We start from the raw sequence: 21,897 nt of genomic DNA on the forward strand, positions 1-21,897 counted from the left end.
CAGCTTTTGGCTCCTCCCGCCAATTGGTTTACTTCCCTCGAGCGACGCTTCACTCCCTTTCAAGCAACCGCTTCTACTCGAGCAACCGCTTCAATCGATCCAGTTCTGTGAGCGCCTCGACGGGAGTGAGACGGCCCAGATCCAACGCTCGTAACTCTGCGGCGACGTCGCGCGGGTCGTCACCGCCATCCGAACTCACCGGCAGAGGATGGGGCTGGCTCGAGTCGGTATCCGGTGACTGATCACCGCCTGAGCCGTCGGCGTTCCCGGAAGCCAGTTCTCTCGCCCGTTCGACGACCGGTTCAGGCACGCCAGCGGCCGTCGCCACCTCGACACCGTAGGAGCCCTGGGCCGCACCTGGGACGATTTCGTGATCGAAGACGACCTCACCATCTTCCTGGGTCGTCTCGAAGTGGCGCGCGAACGCCGCGTCGAGTTCGTTCGCAAGTTCAGTCAGCGGATGGTGATGAGTCGCAAACAGCGTGAGTGCGCCAACCTCGTCGTGGATGAACTCGGTGATCGCCCGGGCGATGGCGAGGCCGTCGGCCGTCGACGTCCCCCGACCGACTTCGTCGAGCAGAACGAGCGAGCGGCCGTCGGCTTCCCGCAAAATCGTCGCGAGCTCGTCCATTTCCACCATGAACGTCGAGCGGCCGCCGGCGATATCGTCGCTGGCCCCGACGCGGGTGAAGAGCCGGTCGAACGGTGTCAGTGCGACTCGACAAGCGGGGACGAAACTCCCCACCTGCGCCAGCAGGACGATCTGGGCGACCTGGCGCATGTACGTCGACTTGCCGGACATGTTTGGCCCGGTGATGATCGCCAGGCGATTGTCGGAATCGAACCGGCCGTCGTTCGGGACGAAGGAGTCCTGCGTTCGCTCCACGACGGGGTGGCGACCGCCCTCGATCTCGAGGCGGGCGTCGCCGTCGTCACGAGCCCGAACGTCGGGCCTGCAGTAGTCGCGTTCGGCCGCCACGGTTGCCAGCGAACACAGCGCGTCGAGGGTTCCGAGCGCGTCGGCGAGTGACTGTACCCGCGTCACCTCCTCGGCGACCTCGCGGCGAACCGTACAGAAGATCTCGTACTCGCGTCGATCCGCACGACCCTCGGCACCGATGATCTCTTCCTCGCGGCGTTTGAGTTCCGGCGTCACGAACCGCTCCGACCGCTTGAGCGTCTGGCGACGCTGATAGTCGTCGGGAACGGCCTCGAGGTTCGGGTTCGTGACCTCGATGTAGTAGCCGTGTACCGAGTTGTAGCCGACTTTTAGCGACTCGATTCCGGTGCGTTCGCATTCCTCGGCCTCGAGGTCGTCGATCCACTGTTTGCCGTTTCTGGCGGTCTCGCGCAACGAATCGAGGTCGTCGTCGTAGCCGTCTGCGATGATCTCACCTTCGGTGATCTCGTGGGGCGGGTCGGTGACGATCGCCCGGTCGATCAGGCGACGGACGTCCTCGAGCGGGTCGAGCGCCTCACGAATACGGGTCAGGCGATCGCAGTCGACACCATCGATTGCGTCCCGTATCGCGGGGACGGTGGCGAGGGTGTCGCGCAACGAGCGCAGGTCGCGGGCGTTGGCGCGTTCTCGAGAGATGCGCCCGATCAATCGCTCGAGGTCGTACACGCCCCGAAGCGCCTCTTGAATCGAATCCCTGGTTCGGGGATCCTGGGTCAATGACTCGACGGCGTCGAGGCGGTCGTCGATTCGATCGGGTTCGAGCAACGGTCGCCGTAGCCAGTCTCTGAGTGTCCGGCCGCCGAGGGCGCTCTCGGTTTCGTCGAGCACGTCCACGAGCGTCGCCTCCTCCCGGCCGTGGACGGCGCGCGGTTCGAATAACTCGAGGCTGCGGACGGCGACGGCGTCGAGCAGCAGGTATTCCCGGGAATCGTACCGACGAAGGCGGGTCAGGTACTCGAGGCGGGTGCGTTCGGTTTCCGTCGCGTCGGCTGTCCCGTTCAGGTGCTCCCTCTCGACACCGTCCGAATTGTCCGTCTGGGTCATTTCGGTGGACGCCCCCTCGCCGTCTCCGCTGACTCCGCCGCGGACGTACTCCGCGTACGCCAGAATCGCCCCACAGGCCCGTATCTCCGCGTCGCTCGCGACCAGCGACTCCGGATTGCCGAAGTACGACCGCAGGATTTCCGTGGCCGCCTCGAGGTCGAACGCCGCCGGTGAAAACGGCGTCACCATACATCGTTCGGGGGCGAGGTCTGCGGGTGCGTCCGGCCCGACAACGGCCTCCGATGGGGTAAATCGGCTGACTTCGTCGGCGATGCGGTCGGGGGTCGTCGCACTGGTGGTCAGAAAGTCACCGGTCGAGACGTCGAGCAAGGCGAGGGCGATGTCCGCATCTGGATCGCCGCCGGGTTCGTCGGTCGCTCCAGATCCGTCACCCGCAGCGATCGCTGCGACGAAGTTGTTGTCGTCGCTCGAGAGCAGTTCGTCTTCGGTGAGCGTCCCTGGGGTAACGACGCGCGTAACAGCCCGTTCGACGACGCCGGCCGATTCGCCTGGTTCTTCGACCTGATCGGCGATGGCGACCCGGTAGCCCGCCTCGAGCAGTTCCTCGATGTAAGAGGCGGCGTTGTCGACGGGGACGCCAGTCATCGGGTACTCGCCGGTCGAGTCCTCCCGGCTGGTGAGGGTCAACTCGAGTAGTCGGGCGGTCGTTTCGGCGGCACCACAGAAGGTCTCGTAGAAGTCACCGACCTGAAAGAGAACGATGGCGTCGTCGTAGCGAGCACAGAGGTCGTGATACTGGGCCATCATCGGCGTGAGTTCCTCGCGCCGCTCGGACATCACCGATGGGGGGCCAAGCGCGGGATCCATATTCAAACCCGACGCTTCCACGCCAAAATACCTGCTGGGTTCGGGTCACGGACGGATAGTTTCTCGAGTTTCACTATCCGGACAAACGGACAAAACATATACTTGATGACTTCATATGGCCAACTAGCTTTCCCATGCGTTCGTCCACACGCGCCGGTCATTTCGTCGGTTTCGTGGTCGCCATGGTGGTCTGTTCATTGGCTGTCGCCGGGACAGGGACAGCCGTCGCTCTCGTGGACACCTCGAGCGATCAGACGGGCGAGGTGGACGACGCGGGCTCGAGTAGCCTGCTCGAAGTCAGTGGCCTCGTGCTCGACGACGATCTGGGTGACACGGTGAACGACACGACGAACGACACTGATGACGCAGTGAACGATACCGAAGACACCGTCAACGAGACCACGGACGATACTGAGGACGCCGTTAACGATACCGAAGACGCCATCAACGAGACCACGGACGATACCGAGGACGCCGTCAACGAGACCACGGACGATACCGAAGACGCCGTCAACGAGACCACAGACGATACCGAAGACGCCATCAACGAGACCACGGACGATACCGAGGACGCCGTCAACGAGACCACGGACGATACCGAAGACGCCGTCAACGAGACCACGGACGATACCGAAGACGCCGTCAACGAGACCACAGACGATACCGAAGACGCCGTCAACGAGACCAGTGAGACCCTCGAGGAAACGACAGACTCACTCGCGGGGACGACGGGATCACTCGAGGAAACGGCGGACGAGACGACCGACATGGTCGATGACACCGTTGGGACGGTCGGCGACGCGGTCGAAGAAGCGTCTGATGAAACCACTGAGACGATCGATGATACCGTCGAGACGGTCGACGATACGGTGGACGATACCGGCGAAACCCTCGAGGAAACGACAACGACACTCTCGGACACGACGAACACCGTCCTCGGGTCGACGGATATGAACGCCACGGTACGAACGGAATCAGAACTGGCCGACCTCGAGGCGACCCTCGAGGCGAACGTCACCACTGAGGAGGGAACGGAACCCGATCTCGAGGGTGCTTTCGCCGACGATGAAACGGCAAGCGGACCACTCGGTATCAGTACTCCGGAACCGTCCTCGAGCACACAGACCGCTGTCAACGGGATCCTCGCCGGGTTGCTCGGTGCCGTGGCCGTCTCGAGTATGGGTGTCGGAGTCGCCGGTGCCGGTGCTGGTGCTGGTGCGGGAGCCACCGGAGCCGGAGCAGGAGCGGCCGGAAGCACGGTCGCCAGCTGGACTGGTGCCTCGCAGCTTCGACGCTGGTGGAATCTCCTCCGTGACGCCATTTCGGTTCCATTGGCGGCCCTGTTCAGATACAGTCGCTACGACGACTCCGACCCGCTCGAGAACGACAGACGGAAGGAGATATTCGACGCGGTGACGGCCGAACCTGGACTGTACCTTTCTGAAGTGAGCGATCACAGTGACGTCCCGCTCTCGACGGTACGCCACCACGTTCGCATCCTCGAGGAGGAGAACATCGTCACCTCGATCAAAGTCGACGGGAAACGCCGATACTTCCCGATCGACGCCGACGACGTCGAACTCCACGCCGCCCTCGCCGAACCGACCCGCAGACGGTTGCTCGAGGAACTGGCGACGCTCGGACAGGCGCCCAACGGCCAACTCGCGGACGCGCTCGACCGCGATCCGAGTACGATCTCACACCATCTCTCGAAACTCGAGGAATCGGGGCTCGTCGTCCGCGAGCGAGAGGGGCGATCGGTCGTCAACGAACTGTCGCCAGCAGCCACCACCGCGTTGCTCGATGCGGAAGCGAGCCAGCCACGGCCACAGCCGGTGCCGGCGGACGACTGACGAGACGCTGGAGGGTGGTCAGTTGAGTACCGCTTCCGCTCATTTCGATCCGGTGTAGCACCCTCGAGCCCACGATTTCCACGGCGAAGTGCACACCCAGTATGTAGGGAGACCGCCGGAGGCTATTGATTTCGCCCCGAAAGGGTTAACCGGGGGTCGGGCGTACCGAGGCCCAATGACCGTGTCTCGAGTCTCGGGAGGTGTACTGCCGTGGAACTGATTATCACGGAGAAAGACAACGCCGCGAGACGCATTGCCGACATTCTGAGTGGTGAGTCCGCGAACGCGACCCGTGAAAACGGCGTGAACGTCTACGAGTGGGGCGGCAAGCGCTGTGTCGGACTCTCCGGACACGTCGTCGGAGTCGACTTCCCGCCGGAGTACTCCGACTGGCGTGACGTCGAACCCGTCGAACTCGTCGACGCGTCGATCGAGAAGACGGCGACGAAAGAGAACATCGTCGCGACCTTGCGCATTCTGTCCCGGCAGGCCGAACTGGTGACCATCGCGACTGACTACGATCGCGAAGGGGAACTCATTGGCAAGGAGGCCTACGAGATCGTCAGGGACGTCAACGAGGACGTGCCGATCAACCGCGTCCGGTTCTCCTCGATCACCCAAAACGAGGTGCAGAACGCGTTCGCCGAACCCGACGAGATCGACTTCGATCTGGCCGCCGCCGGCGAGGCCCGCCAGATCATCGACCTGGTCTGGGGGGCAGCCCTCACCCGATTTCTCTCGCTGTCGTCGGGGCAACTCGGCAACGACTTCATCTCCGTCGGACGGGTGCAGAGCCCGACCCTGAAGCTGATCGTCGACCGCGAGCGCGAGATCGAGGCGTTCGATCCCGAAGACTACTGGGAGCTGTTCGCCGACCTCGTGAAGGACGACGCGCCGTTCGAGGCCCAGTACTTCTACCTGGACGAGGACGACAACGAAGCCGAACGCGTCTGGGACGAGTCGGCCGCGGAGTCGGCCTACGAGACGCTCTCGAGTGCGGATTCGGCGACGGTGACGTCGGTCAACGGGCGAACCCGAACGGATACGCCGCCGACGCCCTTCAACACGACCCAGTTCATCCGGGCGGCGAGCGCGATCGGTTTCTCGGCCCAGCGGGGAATGTCGATCGCGGAGGATCTCTACACCGCCGGCTACATCACCTACCCGCGGACGGACAACACCGTCTACCCGGACGACCTCGACCCCGAGGAACTGGTCGACTCCTTTGTCGGCCACCCCGTCCTGGGTGAGTCTGCGGAGTCACTGCTCGAGGCCGACGAAGACCTCGTACCCACCGAGGGTGACGAGGAGACGACCGACCACCCCCCGATTCATCCGACCGGCGAGATACCGGCCCGCGGAAACGACGTCAACGAGGACGAGTGGCGTGTGTACGAACTCGTCGTCAGGCGCTACTTCGCGACGGTCGCCGAACCGGCCGTCTGGGAACATCTCAAGGTGGTCGCCGAAGCCGAGGGCTGTCTGCTCAAGGCCAACGGCAAGCGCCTCGTCGAGGCCGGCTACCACGACGTCTACCCGTACTTCAACACCTCGGAGAACTACGTCCCCGCGGTCGACGAGGGCGAAGAACTCGCCGTCGACGACGTTGACCTTGAGGCCAAACAGACCCAGCCACCGCGCCGGTACGGCCAGTCCAGGCTGATCGAGACGATGGAGGAACTGGGAATCGGAACGAAATCGACCCGCCACAACACCCTCGAGAAACTGTACGATCGAGGGTACATCGAGAGCGATCCGCCGCGGCCGACACAGCTGGCGATGGCGGTCGTCGACGCGGCCGAAAACTACGCCGATCGGGTCGTCAGCGAGGAGATGACCGCCCAGCTCGAGGCCGACATGGACGCCATCGCGACGGGTGAGGCGACCCTCGAGGACGTCACCGACGAGTCCCGGGAGATGCTCGAGGCCGTGTTCGAACAGCTCGAGGAGTCCCGTGAGGAGGTCGGCGACCACCTGCGCAAGTCGCTCAAAGACGACAAGCGCCTCGGCCCCTGTCCGGAGTGCGGCGAGGACTTGCTCGTCCGCCGGAGCCGGTACGGCTCGTACTTCATCGGCTGTGACGGTTATCCGGACTGTGAGAACACGCTCCCCCTGCCATCGACGGGCAAGCCGCTCATCCTCGAGGAGACCTGTGACGATCACGATCTCCACGAGGTGAAGATGCTCGCGGGGCGACAGACGTTCGTCCACGGTTGTCCACTCTGTAAGGCCGAGGATGCCGGCGAGGGGCCGGTGCTGGGAGCCTGCCCGGATTGTGGGGAGGAACACGGTGGCGAACTGGCGATCAAAACCCTCCAGAGCGGGTCGCGCCTCGTCGGCTGTACTCGGTACCCCGACTGTGAGTACTCCCTGCCGTTGCCCCGCCGCGGGGATATCGAGGTCACCGAAGAGGTGTGTGACGAACACGACCTCCCCGAACTCGTCATCCACAGCGGGGACGAGCCGTGGGAACTGGGGTGTCCCATCTGTAACTACCGGGAGTTCCAGGCCCGGGAGGCCGACAGCGGTTCGGCCCTCGAGTCCATCGACGGCATCGGGGTGAAGACGGTCGAAAAGCTCGAGGCCGCCGGAATCGAATCCCTCGACGATCTCACCGATGCCGACCCCGAGACGATCGCCGCTTCGGTCGACGGCGTGAGTGCTGACCGCGTCCGATCCTGGCAGGCGAAGGCGTGAACGAGAGCTGACCGGAACCCTCGAGCTGGTAGCATGGGCACCGGGTGTCGGTCACAGTGCACTGTTCACCGGAGAATCTGTACTGTGCACCGTACATTCCCTCCCATCCGTTCTACATCGCTCACCATCGCCCTCTCCCATTTGTTCTGCATCGCACACCGTCGACGATCCTGTGGATTTCGACTGATGGTGCTCGCTTTTCGTCGGCGAAACAGTCCTAATCGGGTCGCTCGAGCCGATATCACCTTCGACGCATGTATCTCTCCTGAACGGTATTGACGACTTCTCTCCCGCGCGATCTCGATGTTCTTAGAACTGACGTCATCAGGGATAGAATTAACTTGTTTCACACGGATGCACAACCAGTTGTAAACCGTGCTGGAACGGACACGGTTTGCGTCTATCCATCTATGCCACGTAACGACCCTTCGGACGCAGATAGGCCCGCTCTCGGTGAGGCCGGCGGCATCGAGGTCACCGTCGGAATCGATCAACTCGAGGTATTTCTCTCGGCTGACGACCCAGAGGTCAGGGAGTACGCAGCCAGCACGCTCGCGACGGAGGCAGCCGAACGACCCGGGGACGTTCGGTCGGCCGTCCCGGCCCTGATCGACCGCCTCGAGGACGACGCTGCCATACGATCGCAGGCGACGGCTGCCCTGGCTGCCGTCGGTCGGTCGCACCCGTCCGCGATTCAGGACGGCGTCCCGGCGTTGACCGACCGACTCGCGGGATCGGCGACGGTGCGAGCCGATGCCGTCGAAGCAATCAGTGCCGTCGCCGCCGACGATCCGCTCGCAATCGCCGAATCGGTGGAGCCGCTGACGGCGTACGTGACCGACGACGACCCTGCGGTTTGTCAGCGGGCGACGGCGGCGCTGGCGGCGGTCGCCCGGGAGAGCCCCGAGATCGTCGCTCCCGTCATCACGGATGTAGCCGCGGCAACCGACCACGACGACCTCGTCGTCCGCGCCAATACCGTCGAGACGCTCGCGACCATCGTCGAGGCCCACCCGGACGTCCTCGCTGGCGAAGAAACCGTCGCGGGCCAGCTGCTCGATCGACTCGAGGACGATCCGGCAATTCGAGCCGACGCGATGGCCGCTATTCGAGCCAGCGCGATCGAGAACCCGGACGATCCGGCGCTCGAGGTCGATCCAATCGCTGGACGCCTCAGTGATGAACAGGACGACGTTCGGATCGACGCTGCCGCAACGCTGGAGGCGCTTGCAGCGGTCGACACAGTTCGGGTACAGACAGGCGTCGAGCCACTTCGACGAGCGCTCTCGGACAGTCCGGCTGTTCGAGCATCGGCGATCAGCGCCATCAGGGCCGTCGCCGATGCGCTGCCGGAAACCGACGTCGACCCGCTCGTGTCGACCGTTCCAGCCGTGACCGATCGCCTCGAGGACGTTCAGCCACCAGTTCGATTGGATGCTGCTGCAACGCTCGATGCGATCGGTGGGGTACGTCCTGCGGCGCTTCGAGAGGCGATCGATTTACTCGCGGTTCGCCTCCAGGACGGCGACGGAGAAACGCGAGAACACGCGGCGTCTGCGCTTGCAGCCGTTGCCCACGAGCATCCGACCGACGTTGCGCGTGTCGTCCCCGACCTCGCAGGGCGACTCGAGGACGAAAAACTGACCATTAGAGCCGATAGCGCACGCGCGATTGCGGCGGTCGCGCCGACAAAACCCGCGGCCGTTCGAACGGTCGTACCGGCGCTGACGTCGAGTCTCGATACGGCCGACGACACCGTCCGGCGTGCGTCTGCGAGCGCGCTGGGAGCCGTCGCGCTCGACGGTGCCGACGACCGAGACGCCGTGGTGGAACACCTGGCCCACCTCGAAGCCGGTGATTCGGGTTTGGACTCGGAGCTGGACGTGCCACGTCTCGAGGCAGCGAGCGATCACGTCAGCGACGGCTGGCAACAGGGTCACGCCGCCCGGTCACTGGCTGAAATCGCCGAGAGACAGATTGCCGGCGTCCACCCGGCCGTCAGATCCCTGCGCAATCGCCTCGAGAGCGATTCGGTGACCGTCAGACGTGCTGCCTCGCGAGATCTGGTCGGCGTCGCCAGCCAGCGTCCGCGAGACGTCCGCTGGGCGGTCGAACCGATCGCCGACAGGCTCGACGACGACGACGCGAGCGTTCGGAACAACGCCGCGATCGCGCTCGGCCGACTGGCGGAGACGTATCCCGACGCCGTCCGGGATGCGCTCGAGGCGCTGTTCGTCTCCGTGGACGATCCCGACAGGACGGTACGGACGAACGTCATCAGCGCGCTCGCATCGGTTGGCACGACGGATGCGTCCGTCCGTTGCCCAGCGTTCTCGTTAGCGGTGGCCGAAACGGGCGCTGACGACCCGGCGATTCGAACCGCCGCACTCGAGGCGCTAGCAGTGTTACGCCCGGAGACGGGTGACGAAACGAAGGCCGCCGTAGACGCCCTTCTCGATCGTTTCGGCTCGCCGACGTGTACGCCAGCCGAACGAAGTAGCGCTCTCACCACCCTCGAGACACAGCTGTCGGCTTCTCCGGAGACGGATCCGAGCCCGATGGACGTGGTTCTCGAGGAGCTATCGGCAGACGACGAAAACCGAGCACGGACGGTCACGCAGGCGCTGGCCAACGTCTTGCAGATGAACCCGACCATGATCGACTCGATCGCCGCCGGGGCAATCGATCGGCTCGAAACGGCTGATCCGGCCCTTCGTCGGGCTCTCATCGGAGCGATCACCCGGGGCGGCGAAACGACGACCCGACCTATCAGTGCCGTGCTGGCCGAATACGTTCGGAACGGCGAGACGAACGCAGCGGCTGATATCGCATACCTTGCTGTGGTCGCCCCAGCAGACGTCGAACGGGGGGACGACGAGGTGTCGTCGCTGCTCGAGCACGATACGGAAATCGTTCGTGGCTATGCGACGCTCGCGCTCGCAGCCGTTGCCGTCGTCGGCGATGATGACGGAACCACGCTTCAGGGTCAACTCGAGACCGTCGACGATCGACTGCTCGACGTGGCATCGCTGGTCGTCGGCGGCGAAACACCCAGTCACACTGACGCAATCAACAATCAGCTGTCTGGACTCGGCCGTCGCGTCGAAAGCGATCCCTGGGCTGGTGGGCTAGCCATCCTTGGACTCTCGATACTCGCGGATGCCACTGAAGAGCTCCGACCGACGGCGTTTTCGAAGCTCGCAACCGGTCTCGAAGCCGATTCAACGGTGGTTCGGGCGACGACGGCGAGCGTCCTCGCCACGATGGCCGACGACGACACGAACGGGTTCGAGAGGGTCGTTTCTGCAATGGTTCGCGCCCTCGAGGATCCCGACGATGGCGTTCGGGCGAACGCGAGTCAGGCGCTGGCGACGCTCGCGGCCAGTGGGGCGGATTGCCTCGCGGACGCTGAGTGTGACGTCCGCGAATCCTTGCTCGAACGCCGGTCGGATCCGGAGTATCACGTTCGGACGCAGGCATGTCGCGCTCTCGGCGCACTCGGATCCGGATCGCCAGCATCGGTTGCCCCGCTCGTCGACGACCCGGTTCCCTCGGTCGGAGAGGCAGCAACGGCGGCACGTGCCCGTCTTTCAGGCGAGTCGGCGGCCGATACCGAACACACGGAGTGGCGCGATTGGCGGATGGAACGGGCCGATGCCGCTGGGACGGGTGCCGTCCCCAGTGGTGATCCGCTCTCCGAGACGGTCGACTTCCAGTGGGGATTCGACACCACCGAACTCGCCTCGACGATTCCGACCATCGCTGGCGACTCCATCTACCTCGGCAGCGACGATGGCCGTGTCATTGCACTGGCACTCGAGGACGGTTCCGAGCGCTGGAGCTATCAGACGGGTGCAGCGGTTTCGACGTCACCGGCAGTGGTCGACGACCGGGTGTACACGGTCAACGCCGATGGAATGGTGTACGCACTCGAGCAGGAAAACGGCGAACGCCGGTGGCAGGTTCGCCTCGACAGTTCGGTTTCGGTTGCACCGGTTGTCGTCGACGGCGTCGTCTACGTTGGCACCGACGATGGAACGGTGCAGGCGATCGACGCCGACACCGGAACCGCCGACTGGTCGGTCGAACCCGAAGAGCCGACGGCCGTCACGAGCCTTGCCGTCGCCAACGACGTCGTGGTGGGATCGGCAGCAGGCGACGTCCGAGCGCTCTCGAGAGCCGATGGTGAGGGGCGATGGCACCGCTCACTCGAGAGCGTGGCAGATCAGGCGGCGAGTATCGTCAGCGTGAGCATCGACACGGGGACGGGAGCCGTTATCGCTGCGTGCGAACGCGGCACGGTCGTCGCACTCGAGTGGGACGACGGCACGTCCCGGTGGCGCTTCGACACGGGAGCACGTCTCGAGACGGGGCCAGCCGTCGCACACGGAAGTGCGTACGTCGCCAGCACCGATCTAAGCGTGTATGCGATCGATCTGCGTTCGGGGGCCGAACGGTTCCGGTTCGATACCGGCGGCTCGACGCCGACGGCACCGGCGGTGATCGACGGCGTCTGCTGTGTCGGTACCGACGACGGAGTACTCTACGCGCTCGATGCCGCCGACGGAACGGCTCGCTGGCGGTACGATACGGACGCTTCCACGCCGATCGAGGCCGTGGCCGTTGCAAGCGGACTCGTTTGTACGGTCGAGGCGAACAGTGTCGCCGTCCTCGGTGACGAGAATGCCTCGTGGGCCGATCGGATCGGCTTTTCGGGACTGTTTACGCGGTTCGGGACGGCAGAGTAACGGTCAGTGCGCTCGATTTCCGCTCACTTTCCCGTCGCAGTCTGTATCCTGGTTTCGAGTTATCGATCGAGAGTCGCCCTCCTGTCTGAGTCTCGGGAACGATCGAAGCCATACCGGGTGAGGAGCACGATCCAGACGGCGAACGCGAGCGCGGCGACGAACTCGGGTACGGCGAACCAGTGCCACGGATCGTCTGCGACGGCTCGAGTGAGGAGCCACGCGACCCATCCGACGGCGTGGGTCATCCCCAGCCAGACCGAAGCGATCGCCAGCCACCGATCGCCTTCGAGGATCTGGTCCGTTCCAACGAGCAGCTGGGCAAACGGTGCAACGCCGAAGACGGTGAGCGCGGCGACTCCGTGGAAATCCGTCTCGAGGTAGTAGTGCGTGTGCTCGAGAAAGAAGATTCCGACACCGATCATGCCGAGCAGCGAGACGCCGGTCAGGACGGCGCCGACACGTTCGGCCGTGTTACGTGACGTCCGCCAGAGCGCACGAACGAACGGGATTCCAATCAGTCCACCGACGACGAGACCGACGTTGAACAGCCAGAACGTCCGGGCGGCCGGTCGTCCCAAATCCGAGAGGGCTCGGGATCGCCAGGTGAACGTCTCCGGGCTGGCGAGGATCGTGGCGAGGACGATCGTTCCGATAACGATCACTGGGGCGATGAATCCACAGCGGACGGCCAGTCTGGTGGTGGCGTTGGAACTGGAATTTGAACTGGAATTTGAACTGGAACTGGAACTGGAAGTCATGGGACACCTCCAGTGAGACCGGGGGCGCCAGTTCCTCCGATGGCTCCGATGCCTTCGTTGACTCCGGTGGCACCAGCGACGAACGGTACCGCCCCTTCCGACGGTGCCGTCATCGACGCCGTCGAGTCGTCCTCGGCGAGCGACACTCGAACGTCACCGTCCCACGCCGTTCCCTCGACCGTCACTGACTCGAGGAACGTCCGATCACCCCCAACGAGGACGACCGTTCGCTCGTCGGCTCGCTCGAGCCCGAAGGCGTAGCTGTCGGTGAACCAGCGGTCTTCGGTCGAAGCGGTTCCGTCCGACGTCGCGTTCGACTCTGTCGTAATCGTTTCAATCGAGGTCGACCGGCTCTCGAGGTACCGTTCCGCGGTCGCTTCGAACCGGTCGGCGCTGGTGTCGTCCTCGAACCGCACCGCCCAGACGTAGCTGTCGACGCGGTCGTCGTCGGCACTCGCCCGTCGAACGCGATCGTACGCCCATCCCGCCGTGGCATCGGTCGCCGTCTCCGCCGATAACTCGGTGGCGAGCACACGTTCGAGGGCGAACACGCCCATCACGTCGTCCTCGAACGGGTCGAACGCCCATTCGGGATGGTCGTCGTCGACGGTTATGTCGACCGTCTCGAGCGTCGTCTCGCCGGTTGTTATCGCCGGTTCTCCCTCTCGGAGCTCCTGCATCGTCACCGGCGGCGTCTCGTACACCTGCCAGTGGTCGGCCGGCGAATCGGCGACTGCGTCGACGTACTGGGAACCGAAGTGATACGGCCCCCACTGCAGTTGCGTGCCAGCGCTCGCCTTCGGATAGTATCGCTCGAGAATCTCCCGTTCAGTCCCGACCGGGAGGTCGTAGCGGGTGGTGTACGCACTCGAGACGGAGACGGCAGCGCCTTCGATCAGGCTCGTCGTCGTCAGTGTGGCATCGGTCGTCCCCCGGTGGCTGGCTGGAATGGACGACTCGATCCGTTGGGGGGCCTGCTGTTGAAACTGGGCGATGTGGACGAGTTCGTGGACGAACACCTGCTCGAGTTCAGCCGGGGTCGCGTCGTCTTCGGGGAGGAGATACACGGCCTGCATCGAACTGGCGACGCCGCCAACCCGGAGTTCCGGCCCGATGTCGGCCGGGTCGGGGGCTGGGACGCCCATTACAGCGTAGAAACTCGAAGGGTCGCGGTCACTCGATCCGGGTGGATCCAGCGGTTCCTCGATGTACACAGCCGGCGGCTGCATCGTAACCCCAAGCATTGCCTGGACGCGTTCGAACGATCGGTCGGCGTCGAACGGCAGGTCGTCACGGATCTCGAGTTCCGACTCGGTGGATTCCTCGAGTGACGTCTCTGTCCCCGTTTCTGCCCCTGGATCAGCCATCGGAGCTGCACACCCCGCGAGTACCACCACGAGGAGGACGGCGAGTGTCGTGATACGGTACACACCCGGGGGAAACATACCTGTCACTGTTTGTAGCAATCGGATAAAGACTCCGACAACCGAACCGTTATCGGGTCAGTGTTCGTCGTGGATCGTATGTCCGGGATCGTCTTCTTCGGCACGGAATCACTCGAGAGCGTCGTGGAGTTCTACGTCGACCGTATCGGCGCCACGCGGTGGCTCGAGCAGCCCGATTGTACGATTTTACAGTACGACAACCTGCTGTTTGGCTTTTGCTCGCGAGAGCGTGCCGACACGGAGGGGACGATCACCGTCGTCTACGACAGCGCCGACGAGGTCGACACGGTGTACGATCGACTCGCCGACTGTGCGCTCGAGGAACCCGTCGAGAACGAGCAGTATCGGATCTACCAGTTTTTCGCGACGGATCCGGAGGGTCGAACGGTGGAGTTCCAGACGTTTCGACACGAGACTCCGGCAGTGTAATACGTCCAGGCGGCACTCGGGAACCGTCTCTGAGAACGAGTTGCACGGCTCGAACCTGGCTAGTCGAACAACGTTCACTCCTTGGTAGACCACCGTTGCTCAATCCCTGGTAGACCACCGTTGCTCAATCCCTGGTAGACCACTGTCGTCCACTCATCGGTGGAAGAGCCTCGATCAATCTGCTGGACTCGAGGCAGTGGTGATCGCGGTGATGGATTACTCGTGGGGTCGTAGCTCGAGGGATAACGGCTCAGATCGTGGACACCTCCAACGGATGGTGACCTCCGTTACAGTTCGACACCACTCGGAATCAAACTGTGGTGTCGCAGGAGGCTCCCTTCGTCGTCGTAAACGAGAAACGTGCGTTTGTCGTACTCGACGAACGGTTCCCCATCCAGCGTGATCGTCACCTGGTAGCGGCCCTCGCCGGTATCCGACGACTTGCTGTACCCTCTGGCAGCCCGGATGAACTGAAGGACGTCGCCGGCACGCTCGTTCAGTTCGAGGATGAACTCGCCGGTCACCCGATTGGTGACGCTGACGACGCCCATGGTCTCGTCCGACCCGACCAATCCCTGCAAGCGAACCGCGACGTCGGTTTCGTGGGCCTCGAGCGTGTTGCCTTCCGGCCCGGTGAGGCGCTCTCGAAGCATCGTCGCCGGGCCGGTGAAATCGATCGATACCGACGGTTGCTCGGGGTCGCCGTCGGTTTCGGCCCAGTCGATGTTGCTGACATCCAGCGTGAAGTGTTCGCGCCTCATTACGCACTCGAGGATTCGTCCTCACGCGGTAAGAACGTAACGCCCAGATGTGACTGGCACCCACGACGACGCGCCCTAAGGGGGCCGCCTGATTTAAGACGGTTCGGCCACCAGTTGTCATGAATACGGACGGACACGGAACACGATGGATCACACACGCGACACGGACGCCGAACACGAATCGACCGCGAGCGAGTCGTCGGCGTCACCGCCGGACACATCGGCCGTTTCCACTGACGCTTCCGAGGACGATCCGATCCTCGAGTCGACGTTCGATCGTCTCACACGAACGTTCCACCGCGTCCTCGAGACGTTACAGGGGTCACAGATAGAGGTCACCGCCTACGATCCGAACACGCACGATCCGCTCGTGGAATTCGACGGCGGCGACGACCGCAGGGAGGTCGACCGATACTGGGTCAACGCGCCCTTTGCGTTCGTGGTGATCCAGTACGACGACGACGCCAGCGAACATCGCTACCAAACGGTCGAACCCGACCTTACCGAGGACGAACGCGTCATGCTCGAGACGCTCCTCGACGACGTTCGCGACCCGCTGCTCTACCGTGATGACGACAGGGTGGACATCGAGACGCTGCTCCGGGAGACGATCCACGAGTACCTCGAGCGCTACGGGGCGGAGATCGACATGGCGACGTTTTACCGGCTGTTTTACTACATCTTTAGGGACTTCCGGGGGTACGGTCGACTGGATCCGATCATGCACGACCCGCACGTCGAGGACATCTCCTGTGACGGATACGCCTTGCCTATTTTCGTCTACCACGACCAGTACACAGACATCAAGACGAACGTCTCGTTCGACGGGGAGGAACTCGACCGATTCGTCGTCCGCCTGGCCCAGCATTCCGGGCGACACATCTCGATCGGCGACCCGATGGTCGAGACCACCCTCCAAGACGGCTCTCGAGCGGAGTTGGCACTGGGTCAGGAGGTCACGCCGCGGGGGTCGGCCTTCACGATCCGTAAGTACGCCGACGAGCCACTCACGCCGATCGACCTGATCGAGTACGGAACCTTCAGCATCGAACAGATGGCGTACCTCTGGCTGGCGATCGAACACAACAGAAGTCTGATCTTCGCGGGGGGCACCGCCTCGGGGAAGACGACCAGTATGAACGCGATCTCGATGTTTATCCCCCCTCGTTCGAAGGTACTCACGATCGAGGACACCCGCGAACTCCAGCTGTATCACGACAACTGGCTCTCCTCGGTCACTCGCGAGCGGATTCACGAGGGCAAAGACGTCACGATGTACGACCTCCTCCGATCAGCGCTGCGCCACCGCCCGGAGTACATCGTCGTCGGTGAGGTTCGGGGCAACGAGGCGATCACCCTCTTTCAGGCGATGAACACCGGCCACACGACCTACTCGACGATGCACGCCGATTCGGTACAGACGGTGATCAACCGCCTCGAGAACGAGCCGATCAACGTTCCGCGGGCGATGGTACAGAGTCTCGACATCCTCTCGGTGCAGACGCTGACGCGACTTGGCGGTGAGCGCGTCCGTCGAAACAAGGGGCTCGCAGAGATCGAGGGCATCGATCAGCGGACGGGCGAACTCGACTACTCGATGGCCTACACCTGGGACAGCGACACGGATACGTTCACCCACGAAAACAGCCGCGTTCTGGAGGAGATCCGCGTCGACCGCGGCTGGAGCCAGCGAGAGCTGTTGACCGAGCAGCAAAACCGGGAAGCGTTTCTCAGGTACGCTCTCGAGAACGGCGTGTCCGACTACCGTCGGTTTACCGCCCTCGTCAACGAGTACTACGCAGACCAGGAACGCGTGCTCGAGGTGATCAGTGAGACAGGGGTCGACACCGATGCTGGAGCCGATGAGGGCACCGACACCAACGAGGCACCACCGAACGATTCGACCCAGTCGGTCGAACCGGAGAACGCCACTCGAGGGGATTCGCGGTGACGCACTCGAGCTGTGACGGCAATAGGCTCACTCGTGGTTGTAGAACCACCCACGACGACATCCCCCGTGAGCCCGGAACGGGCGATGGATACTCCCCATCGGCAATCCAATCCGCCCGTTTCGGTGGCGGTCGCTCCCGACTATCGAGGCTCGAGGAACGACCGGAATGACCCTCACGAACTTCCTTCCCCTGGCGATTGCCGCCCTGATCTGTACGCCGGTACTGCTGGCGGTCGTCAACAGACGCGTCGATACGGTCGTCACTCGCGGTGCCGTCGGACTCTTTGGAACCTACGTCGAGGAGTTCCGATCCGAACACCCCGGCCGACAGGACGCCCTCAGGGCGGCTCACTTCGGGACGACCTACCGCGAGTACGGCTCGAAGTCGTTCCTCTACGCCGGATTGCTCGCCATCGTCGGCAGCATCCTCGGCATCTACCTCATCTGGGGGCTGTTGCTCGTTCTCTCGATCGATCCCGAAGTGATGCGCGAGCAGCTCCCCGAACTACTGTCGTTCCTGGCAAACGTCGGCGGCGTCCCCTCGCTCTCGATGCTCGAGCTGTTCGGCCTGTTGCTCGCCTCCTGTCTCACCCTGGGCGTCCTCGCTGGCGGGGGAACCTACTGGCTCCGCTGGTGGTACCCGAGCTACGTCGCCGACAACCGGGCCCGTCGGATCGAGGCATCGCTCCCGGCGACGGTGTCGTTCATCTACGCGCTTTCGAAAAGCGGGATGGAGTTCCCGAAAGTCGTGCGAATCGTCGCCGCACACGACGCCACCTACGGGGAAGCGGCAACCGAGTTCGAGGTGGCCGTCCGGAACATGGACACCTTCGGGATGGACGTGATCACGGCACTTCAGACGATGAGCCGGCGCTCGCCTAGCCCGCAGTTTCGGGAGTTCAGCGAGAACCTCGTGAGCGTCCTCCAGAGCGGCCACAGCCTCTCGTCGTTTCTCGAGCGGCAGTATCACGATTACCAGGAGGAATCGGAGTCCCAGCAGGAGCGAATGCTCGACCTGCTGGGGACGCTCGCCGAATCGTACGTCACCGTGCTGGTTGCTGGCCCGCTGTTTCTCATCACTATTCTGTTCGTCATCGGCATCTCCGTCGGTGACACGCTCGACCCGATGCAGGCGCTGATCTACCTCATCTTGCCGTTCGGAAACCTCGCCTTCATCGTTTATCTGAGTATGGTAACTGACTCGGTGAACCCCGGTCGAGCCGTCGACATGGGCGATGATGTCGACCAGCCTCGGCCACTCGACGCCGCGTCCGTCCGACCCGATGGCGGCCAGACGGTCAGGACGCGCGCCGCCGCGAACGTCGAGCGAATCCGCATCTACCGACGAATCCGGTGGCTCAGAAACCGGCTCGACGATCCGTTCGAGACGCTCGTCGACCGACCCGAACTGACACTCATCCTCACCGGCCCGATCGCACTCGGGGCCGTTGCGTGGCACCTTCCGCGTGCTCGAACCGAGGCGGGTCTCGGACTGACCGCCATCGACGACGTGCTGGTACTCGCCGGACTGTTCGTCGGCGCGGTGTTCGCGCTGGTGTACGAGATTCATCGGCGACGGATCAACGCGGTCGAGGCCGCAGTTCCCGACCTCCTCGACCGACTCGCCAGCATCAACGAGGCCGGAATGCCGCTCATCTCGGCGATGGATCGGATTCGCGACTCCGATCTCGGGGCGCTCGACGTCGAACTCGACCGAATCTGGGCGGACGTCCAGTGGGGTGCCGACCTCGAGACGGCGCTCGTTCGCTTCGGCGGTCGCGTGCGGACGCGAGCGACCTCCCGCGTCGTCACCCTGTTGACCGAGGCGATGAACGCGAGCGGGAATCTCGCGACGGTGTTGCGGATCGCCTCCCGGCAGGCGGCGGCCGAACGGCGGCTCAGGCGCGAGCGTCGGCAGGCGATGCTCGAGTACATGGTCGTCGTCTACATCTCGTTTCTCGTCTTCCTGTTCATCATCGCTATTCTGGCGGGATACATGCTCCCGAATCTGCAGGTCGGCGGCTTCGAATCCGGTGTCGAGGGGGTCGATCCGACCCAGGTCGACGGGTTGTCGGGCCTCGAGGACGTCGATCCCGATGTCTACACGACGCTGTTCTATCACGCGACGCTCATTCAGGGTGCACTCTCCGGGTTGATCGCCGGGCAGTTGAGCACGGGTGACGTCAAGGCGGGTGTGAAACACGCTGTGTTCATGGTCGGAATCTCGTTCGTGCTGTTTGCGGTGTTGCTTTGATCTGTGCAGTGTTGCTCAGATCTCTGTTCGTCTGGCGCCTCGGACAATTCGCTCGTCGATGCCAGTGACCACCTCGAGTGAGGGAACACTACCCTCGAGTCTTCTTCCATCACCGCTCTCGAACGCCTCGCTACCACCGATGGGCCTGACGAACGCTTTTTATCCCGAGGTGTCCGACTCTCGAACGAATGGACAGACGGATCGAGGTTCGTGACACCTACGACCGGATCGCGACACACTTCGCCGCCACCCGCGAGTACGCCTGGCCGGAGGTCGAGGAGTACCTCGAGACCCATGCAACCGGTGAAATCGGTCTCGACCTCGGCTGTGGAAACTGTCGACATGCCGAAGCCATGTCCGCTTCCATCGATGTCGTCCTCGGCCTCGACGTCAGCCGCGGCCTGCTCGAGACTGGACGCGAACGCACACAGAATCGAGGATTCGACGTCGATCTCGTGCAGGCAGATGCGGCGTCGATCCCGCTTCGGGACGACCTCGTGTACACCGCCGTGTACGTCGCAACCCTCCACCACCTGCCGACGCGGGAGGCTCGCGTGGACAGCCTCGACGAATTGGCTCGCGTGCTCGCTCCAGACGGCACGGCACTGGTGAGCGCCTGGAGCACCGCACACGACGCTTTCGAAGAGACCGAGGGGTTCGATACGACCGTCGCGTGGACGCTGCCAGGCGGGGAGGCCGTCGACCGCTTCTATCACATCTACGATCCCGACGAGTTCCGGGCTGATCTCGAGTCGAGCGCCCTCGAGACCGTTTCGTTCGAACTCTCGAGTGGGAACTGTTATGCGGTCGTTCGGCCGTCTTCATAGTATGGCCGACCTCAATCAGATCGCGAAGCGAATACACAACATTTCGCCCAGGCCGGTTCGACTGACCCTCGACGACGGCACCGAAGCAACGTTCCGCATGGACTGGGTGGAGTTCTTCCAGCAGGAATTCAAGGGAGAGGGAAGTCGCGAGAACGAACCCGACGTCGAGTACCGGTTTATCTCGAGTGAAGACAACGAGTCGGTTCTCGTCGGCCGAAAGAAGCCGGACGACGACGGCTGGTCGATGATCGGCTCGGTGCTCGAGGCCGAAGCGGTCGAGGACGCGGAGTGACGAGGTGACCGACGCTCGCCGTCGACCGGTAGCCAGTAGTTGAATACACGTTCATTGTATCCTCTTCGCAAGAGAACCAGCAACGTCTGAATCGTTTCAATCGGGACGTCCGGCTTCCGGCGGGCCGTCCCACGCCGTCGCATCATCGTGTGGCTCGTACCCGATGACCTCGCGGGCGCGCTCGAGGTCGAACCAGCTTCGGTCGCTCGCGCTCCGACCGTAGAACACCTCGAACCCACCACTCTCGCCGTCGTCGGCTCGAGCGCCACCGTGCTCGAGACAGCGGGCCACCTCCTGTGCGAAATCGCGCCGCGACTGCCACATACACTGCTGGCGGGCGACCTGTTCTGCGTAGTCGTCGCTCTCGCGCTCGAACGAGCCGCGGTCGACACCACGCTCGGCATCCCCGTACGGGTGGTCGTACTCGGGGTCGCGAATCGAGCAGATGCGGATCGCATACCCCTGGAGACCGTGGGTATCGGCAGCGAGTTGTCCCATCGCTTCGCCGAAAACTTTGACGACGCCGTACCGGGAGTCCGGCCGTGGCGGCACGGTGTGATCGATCTCGAGTTCGAATGCCGGCTCGTAGATGTCGGGTGCGTGTTCGACCTCGTACATGCCGACCGCGTGATTCGAGGAGGCGTAGACGACGGTGTCGACGTCTTCGTTGGCGGCGGCCTCGAGCACGTTACAGATCGCCTGACAGCTGGCACCGAAGCCGGCGCTCCACTCGAGCGATCGATCGCTCGGCCCGCCGAGGAAATCAGGCATCCCCAGGTGAACGACCGCGTCCTGGCCTTCCATTGCGGCTCGGACGGTCGCATAGTCGGTGACGTCACCGACCAGCGTCTCGTACTCCGGATCCGAATGGGGTTCGATGTCGAGCCAGGTCGTCTCGAGGGGAGCCTCGAGTTCGTCCTCGAGGTGGTCGCGAAGGGCTGTTCCAACGGTACCGTTTGCGCCGGTGACGAGTACGTTCACGACCTGTCGTACGGGAGCATACCACATATACGCTGGCGGCGTTCACGCTCCCGGTCGTCGAATCCGTT

Annotated in this window: 13 protein-coding genes; 8 read left to right on the top strand and 5 right to left on the bottom strand. The window is 63.6% G+C overall.

All coding sequences use genetic code 11. The features are described 5' to 3' along the window. Positions 1 to 73: 73 nt before the first annotated feature. On the bottom strand, positions 74 to 2,833 hold the full coding sequence (gene mutS / locus NGM68_RS06935) for a DNA mismatch repair protein MutS (protein WP_252700918.1): 2,760 nt from the start codon (positions 2,831 to 2,833) through the stop codon (positions 74 to 76). A 182-nt stretch (positions 2,834 to 3,015) separates the two neighbouring features. Here mutS and NGM68_RS06940 point away from each other — a divergent pair, with 182 nt between their 5' ends. The 3 genes from NGM68_RS06940 to NGM68_RS06950 all read left to right on the top strand — a co-directional run bounded on the left by NGM68_RS06940 (position 3,016) and on the right by NGM68_RS06950 (position 12,131). Next, entirely contained in the window at positions 3,016 to 4,686 is a 1,671-nt protein-coding gene (locus NGM68_RS06940) for a metalloregulator ArsR/SmtB family transcription factor (protein WP_252700919.1), read from the top strand. A gap of 210 nt (positions 4,687 to 4,896) precedes the next feature. Continuing rightward, complete coding sequence (locus NGM68_RS06945) at positions 4,897 to 7,383, top strand: DNA topoisomerase I (RefSeq protein WP_252700920.1); 2,487 nt, start codon at positions 4,897 to 4,899, stop codon at positions 7,381 to 7,383. 410 nt (positions 7,384 to 7,793) lie between these two features. Beyond that, positions 7,794 to 12,131 carry an outer membrane protein assembly factor BamB family protein gene (locus NGM68_RS06950; RefSeq protein ID WP_252700921.1) on the top strand — a complete coding sequence of 1,446 codons (4,338 nt, stop codon included), beginning with the start codon at positions 7,794 to 7,796 and terminating at the stop codon, positions 12,129 to 12,131. Positions 12,132 to 12,190: 59 nt separating this feature from the next. On the opposite strand, the gene NGM68_RS06955 is transcribed toward NGM68_RS06950, so the two are convergent. After that, positions 12,191 to 12,793, bottom strand: coding sequence for a DUF998 domain-containing protein (locus tag NGM68_RS06955; protein WP_252700922.1), 603 nt, complete (start codon positions 12,791 to 12,793; stop codon positions 12,191 to 12,193). A gap of 92 nt (positions 12,794 to 12,885) precedes the next feature. After that, positions 12,886 to 14,334, bottom strand: coding sequence for a hypothetical protein (locus tag NGM68_RS06960; protein ID WP_252700923.1), 1,449 nt, complete (start codon positions 14,332 to 14,334; stop codon positions 12,886 to 12,888). Between the two features lie 78 nt (positions 14,335 to 14,412). Between NGM68_RS06960 and NGM68_RS06965 the strand changes: the two genes are divergently transcribed. Then, positions 14,413 to 14,763, top strand: a complete 351-nt coding sequence (locus NGM68_RS06965; protein WP_252700924.1) for a VOC family protein — start codon at positions 14,413 to 14,415, stop codon at positions 14,761 to 14,763. Positions 14,764 to 15,050: 287 nt separating this feature from the next. Here the strand turns inward: NGM68_RS06965 and NGM68_RS06970 are convergent, their stop codons facing one another. After that, positions 15,051 to 15,524, bottom strand: a complete 474-nt coding sequence (locus NGM68_RS06970) for a DUF5793 family protein (protein WP_252700925.1) — start codon at positions 15,522 to 15,524, stop codon at positions 15,051 to 15,053. A 145-nt stretch (positions 15,525 to 15,669) separates the two neighbouring features. Here NGM68_RS06970 and NGM68_RS06975 point away from each other — a divergent pair, with 145 nt between their 5' ends. From NGM68_RS06975 to NGM68_RS06990, 4 genes are all read left to right on the top strand, one after another. Continuing rightward, positions 15,670 to 17,475, top strand: coding sequence for a type II/IV secretion system ATPase subunit (locus NGM68_RS06975; RefSeq protein ID WP_252700926.1), 1,806 nt, complete (start codon positions 15,670 to 15,672; stop codon positions 17,473 to 17,475). Between the two features lie 166 nt (positions 17,476 to 17,641). Then, complete coding sequence (locus tag NGM68_RS06980) at positions 17,642 to 19,729, top strand: type II secretion system F family protein (protein ID WP_252700927.1); 2,088 nt, start codon at positions 17,642 to 17,644, stop codon at positions 19,727 to 19,729. Positions 19,730 to 19,917: 188 nt separating this feature from the next. Then, entirely contained in the window at positions 19,918 to 20,556 is a 639-nt protein-coding gene (locus tag NGM68_RS06985) for a class I SAM-dependent methyltransferase (RefSeq protein ID WP_252700928.1), read from the top strand. A 1-nt stretch (position 20,557) separates the two neighbouring features. Beyond that, a complete protein-coding gene (locus NGM68_RS06990) occupies positions 20,558 to 20,848 on the top strand; it encodes a DUF8072 family protein (RefSeq protein ID WP_252700929.1) in 291 nt (96 codons plus the stop codon). Positions 20,849 to 20,944: 96 nt separating this feature from the next. On the opposite strand, the gene NGM68_RS06995 is transcribed toward NGM68_RS06990, so the two are convergent. Then, positions 20,945 to 21,829 carry an NAD-dependent epimerase/dehydratase family protein gene (locus tag NGM68_RS06995; protein ID WP_252700930.1) on the bottom strand — a complete coding sequence of 295 codons (885 nt, stop codon included), beginning with the start codon at positions 21,827 to 21,829 and terminating at the stop codon, positions 20,945 to 20,947. Between the last annotated feature and the right edge of the window lie 68 nt (positions 21,830 to 21,897).

The sequence above is a fragment of the Natronosalvus vescus genome, from assembly GCF_023973145.1.
GTDB classification, from domain to species: Archaea; Halobacteriota; Halobacteria; order Halobacteriales; family Natrialbaceae; genus Natronosalvus; species Natronosalvus vescus.

Coding starts and splice junctions, on each gene's coding strand:
- NGM68_RS06965 (WP_252700924.1), top strand. CDS start 14,413: ATGTCCGGGATCGTCTTCTTCGGCACGGAATCACTCGAGAGCGTCGTG.
- mutS (WP_252700918.1), bottom strand. CDS start 2,833: ATGGATCCCGCGCTTGGCCCCCCATCGGTGATGTCCGAGCGGCGCGAG.
- NGM68_RS06985 (WP_252700928.1), top strand. CDS start 19,918: ATGGACAGACGGATCGAGGTTCGTGACACCTACGACCGGATCGCGACA.
- NGM68_RS06940 (WP_252700919.1), top strand. CDS start 3,016: ATGGTGGTCTGTTCATTGGCTGTCGCCGGGACAGGGACAGCCGTCGCT.
- NGM68_RS06970 (WP_252700925.1), bottom strand. CDS start 15,524: ATGAGGCGCGAACACTTCACGCTGGATGTCAGCAACATCGACTGGGCC.
- NGM68_RS06980 (WP_252700927.1), top strand. CDS start 17,642: ATGACCCTCACGAACTTCCTTCCCCTGGCGATTGCCGCCCTGATCTGT.
- NGM68_RS06960 (WP_252700923.1), bottom strand. CDS start 14,334: ATGTTTCCCCCGGGTGTGTACCGTATCACGACACTCGCCGTCCTCCTC.
- NGM68_RS06990 (WP_252700929.1), top strand. CDS start 20,558: ATGGCCGACCTCAATCAGATCGCGAAGCGAATACACAACATTTCGCCC.
- NGM68_RS06950 (WP_252700921.1), top strand. CDS start 7,794: ATGCCACGTAACGACCCTTCGGACGCAGATAGGCCCGCTCTCGGTGAG.
- NGM68_RS06975 (WP_252700926.1), top strand. CDS start 15,670: ATGGATCACACACGCGACACGGACGCCGAACACGAATCGACCGCGAGC.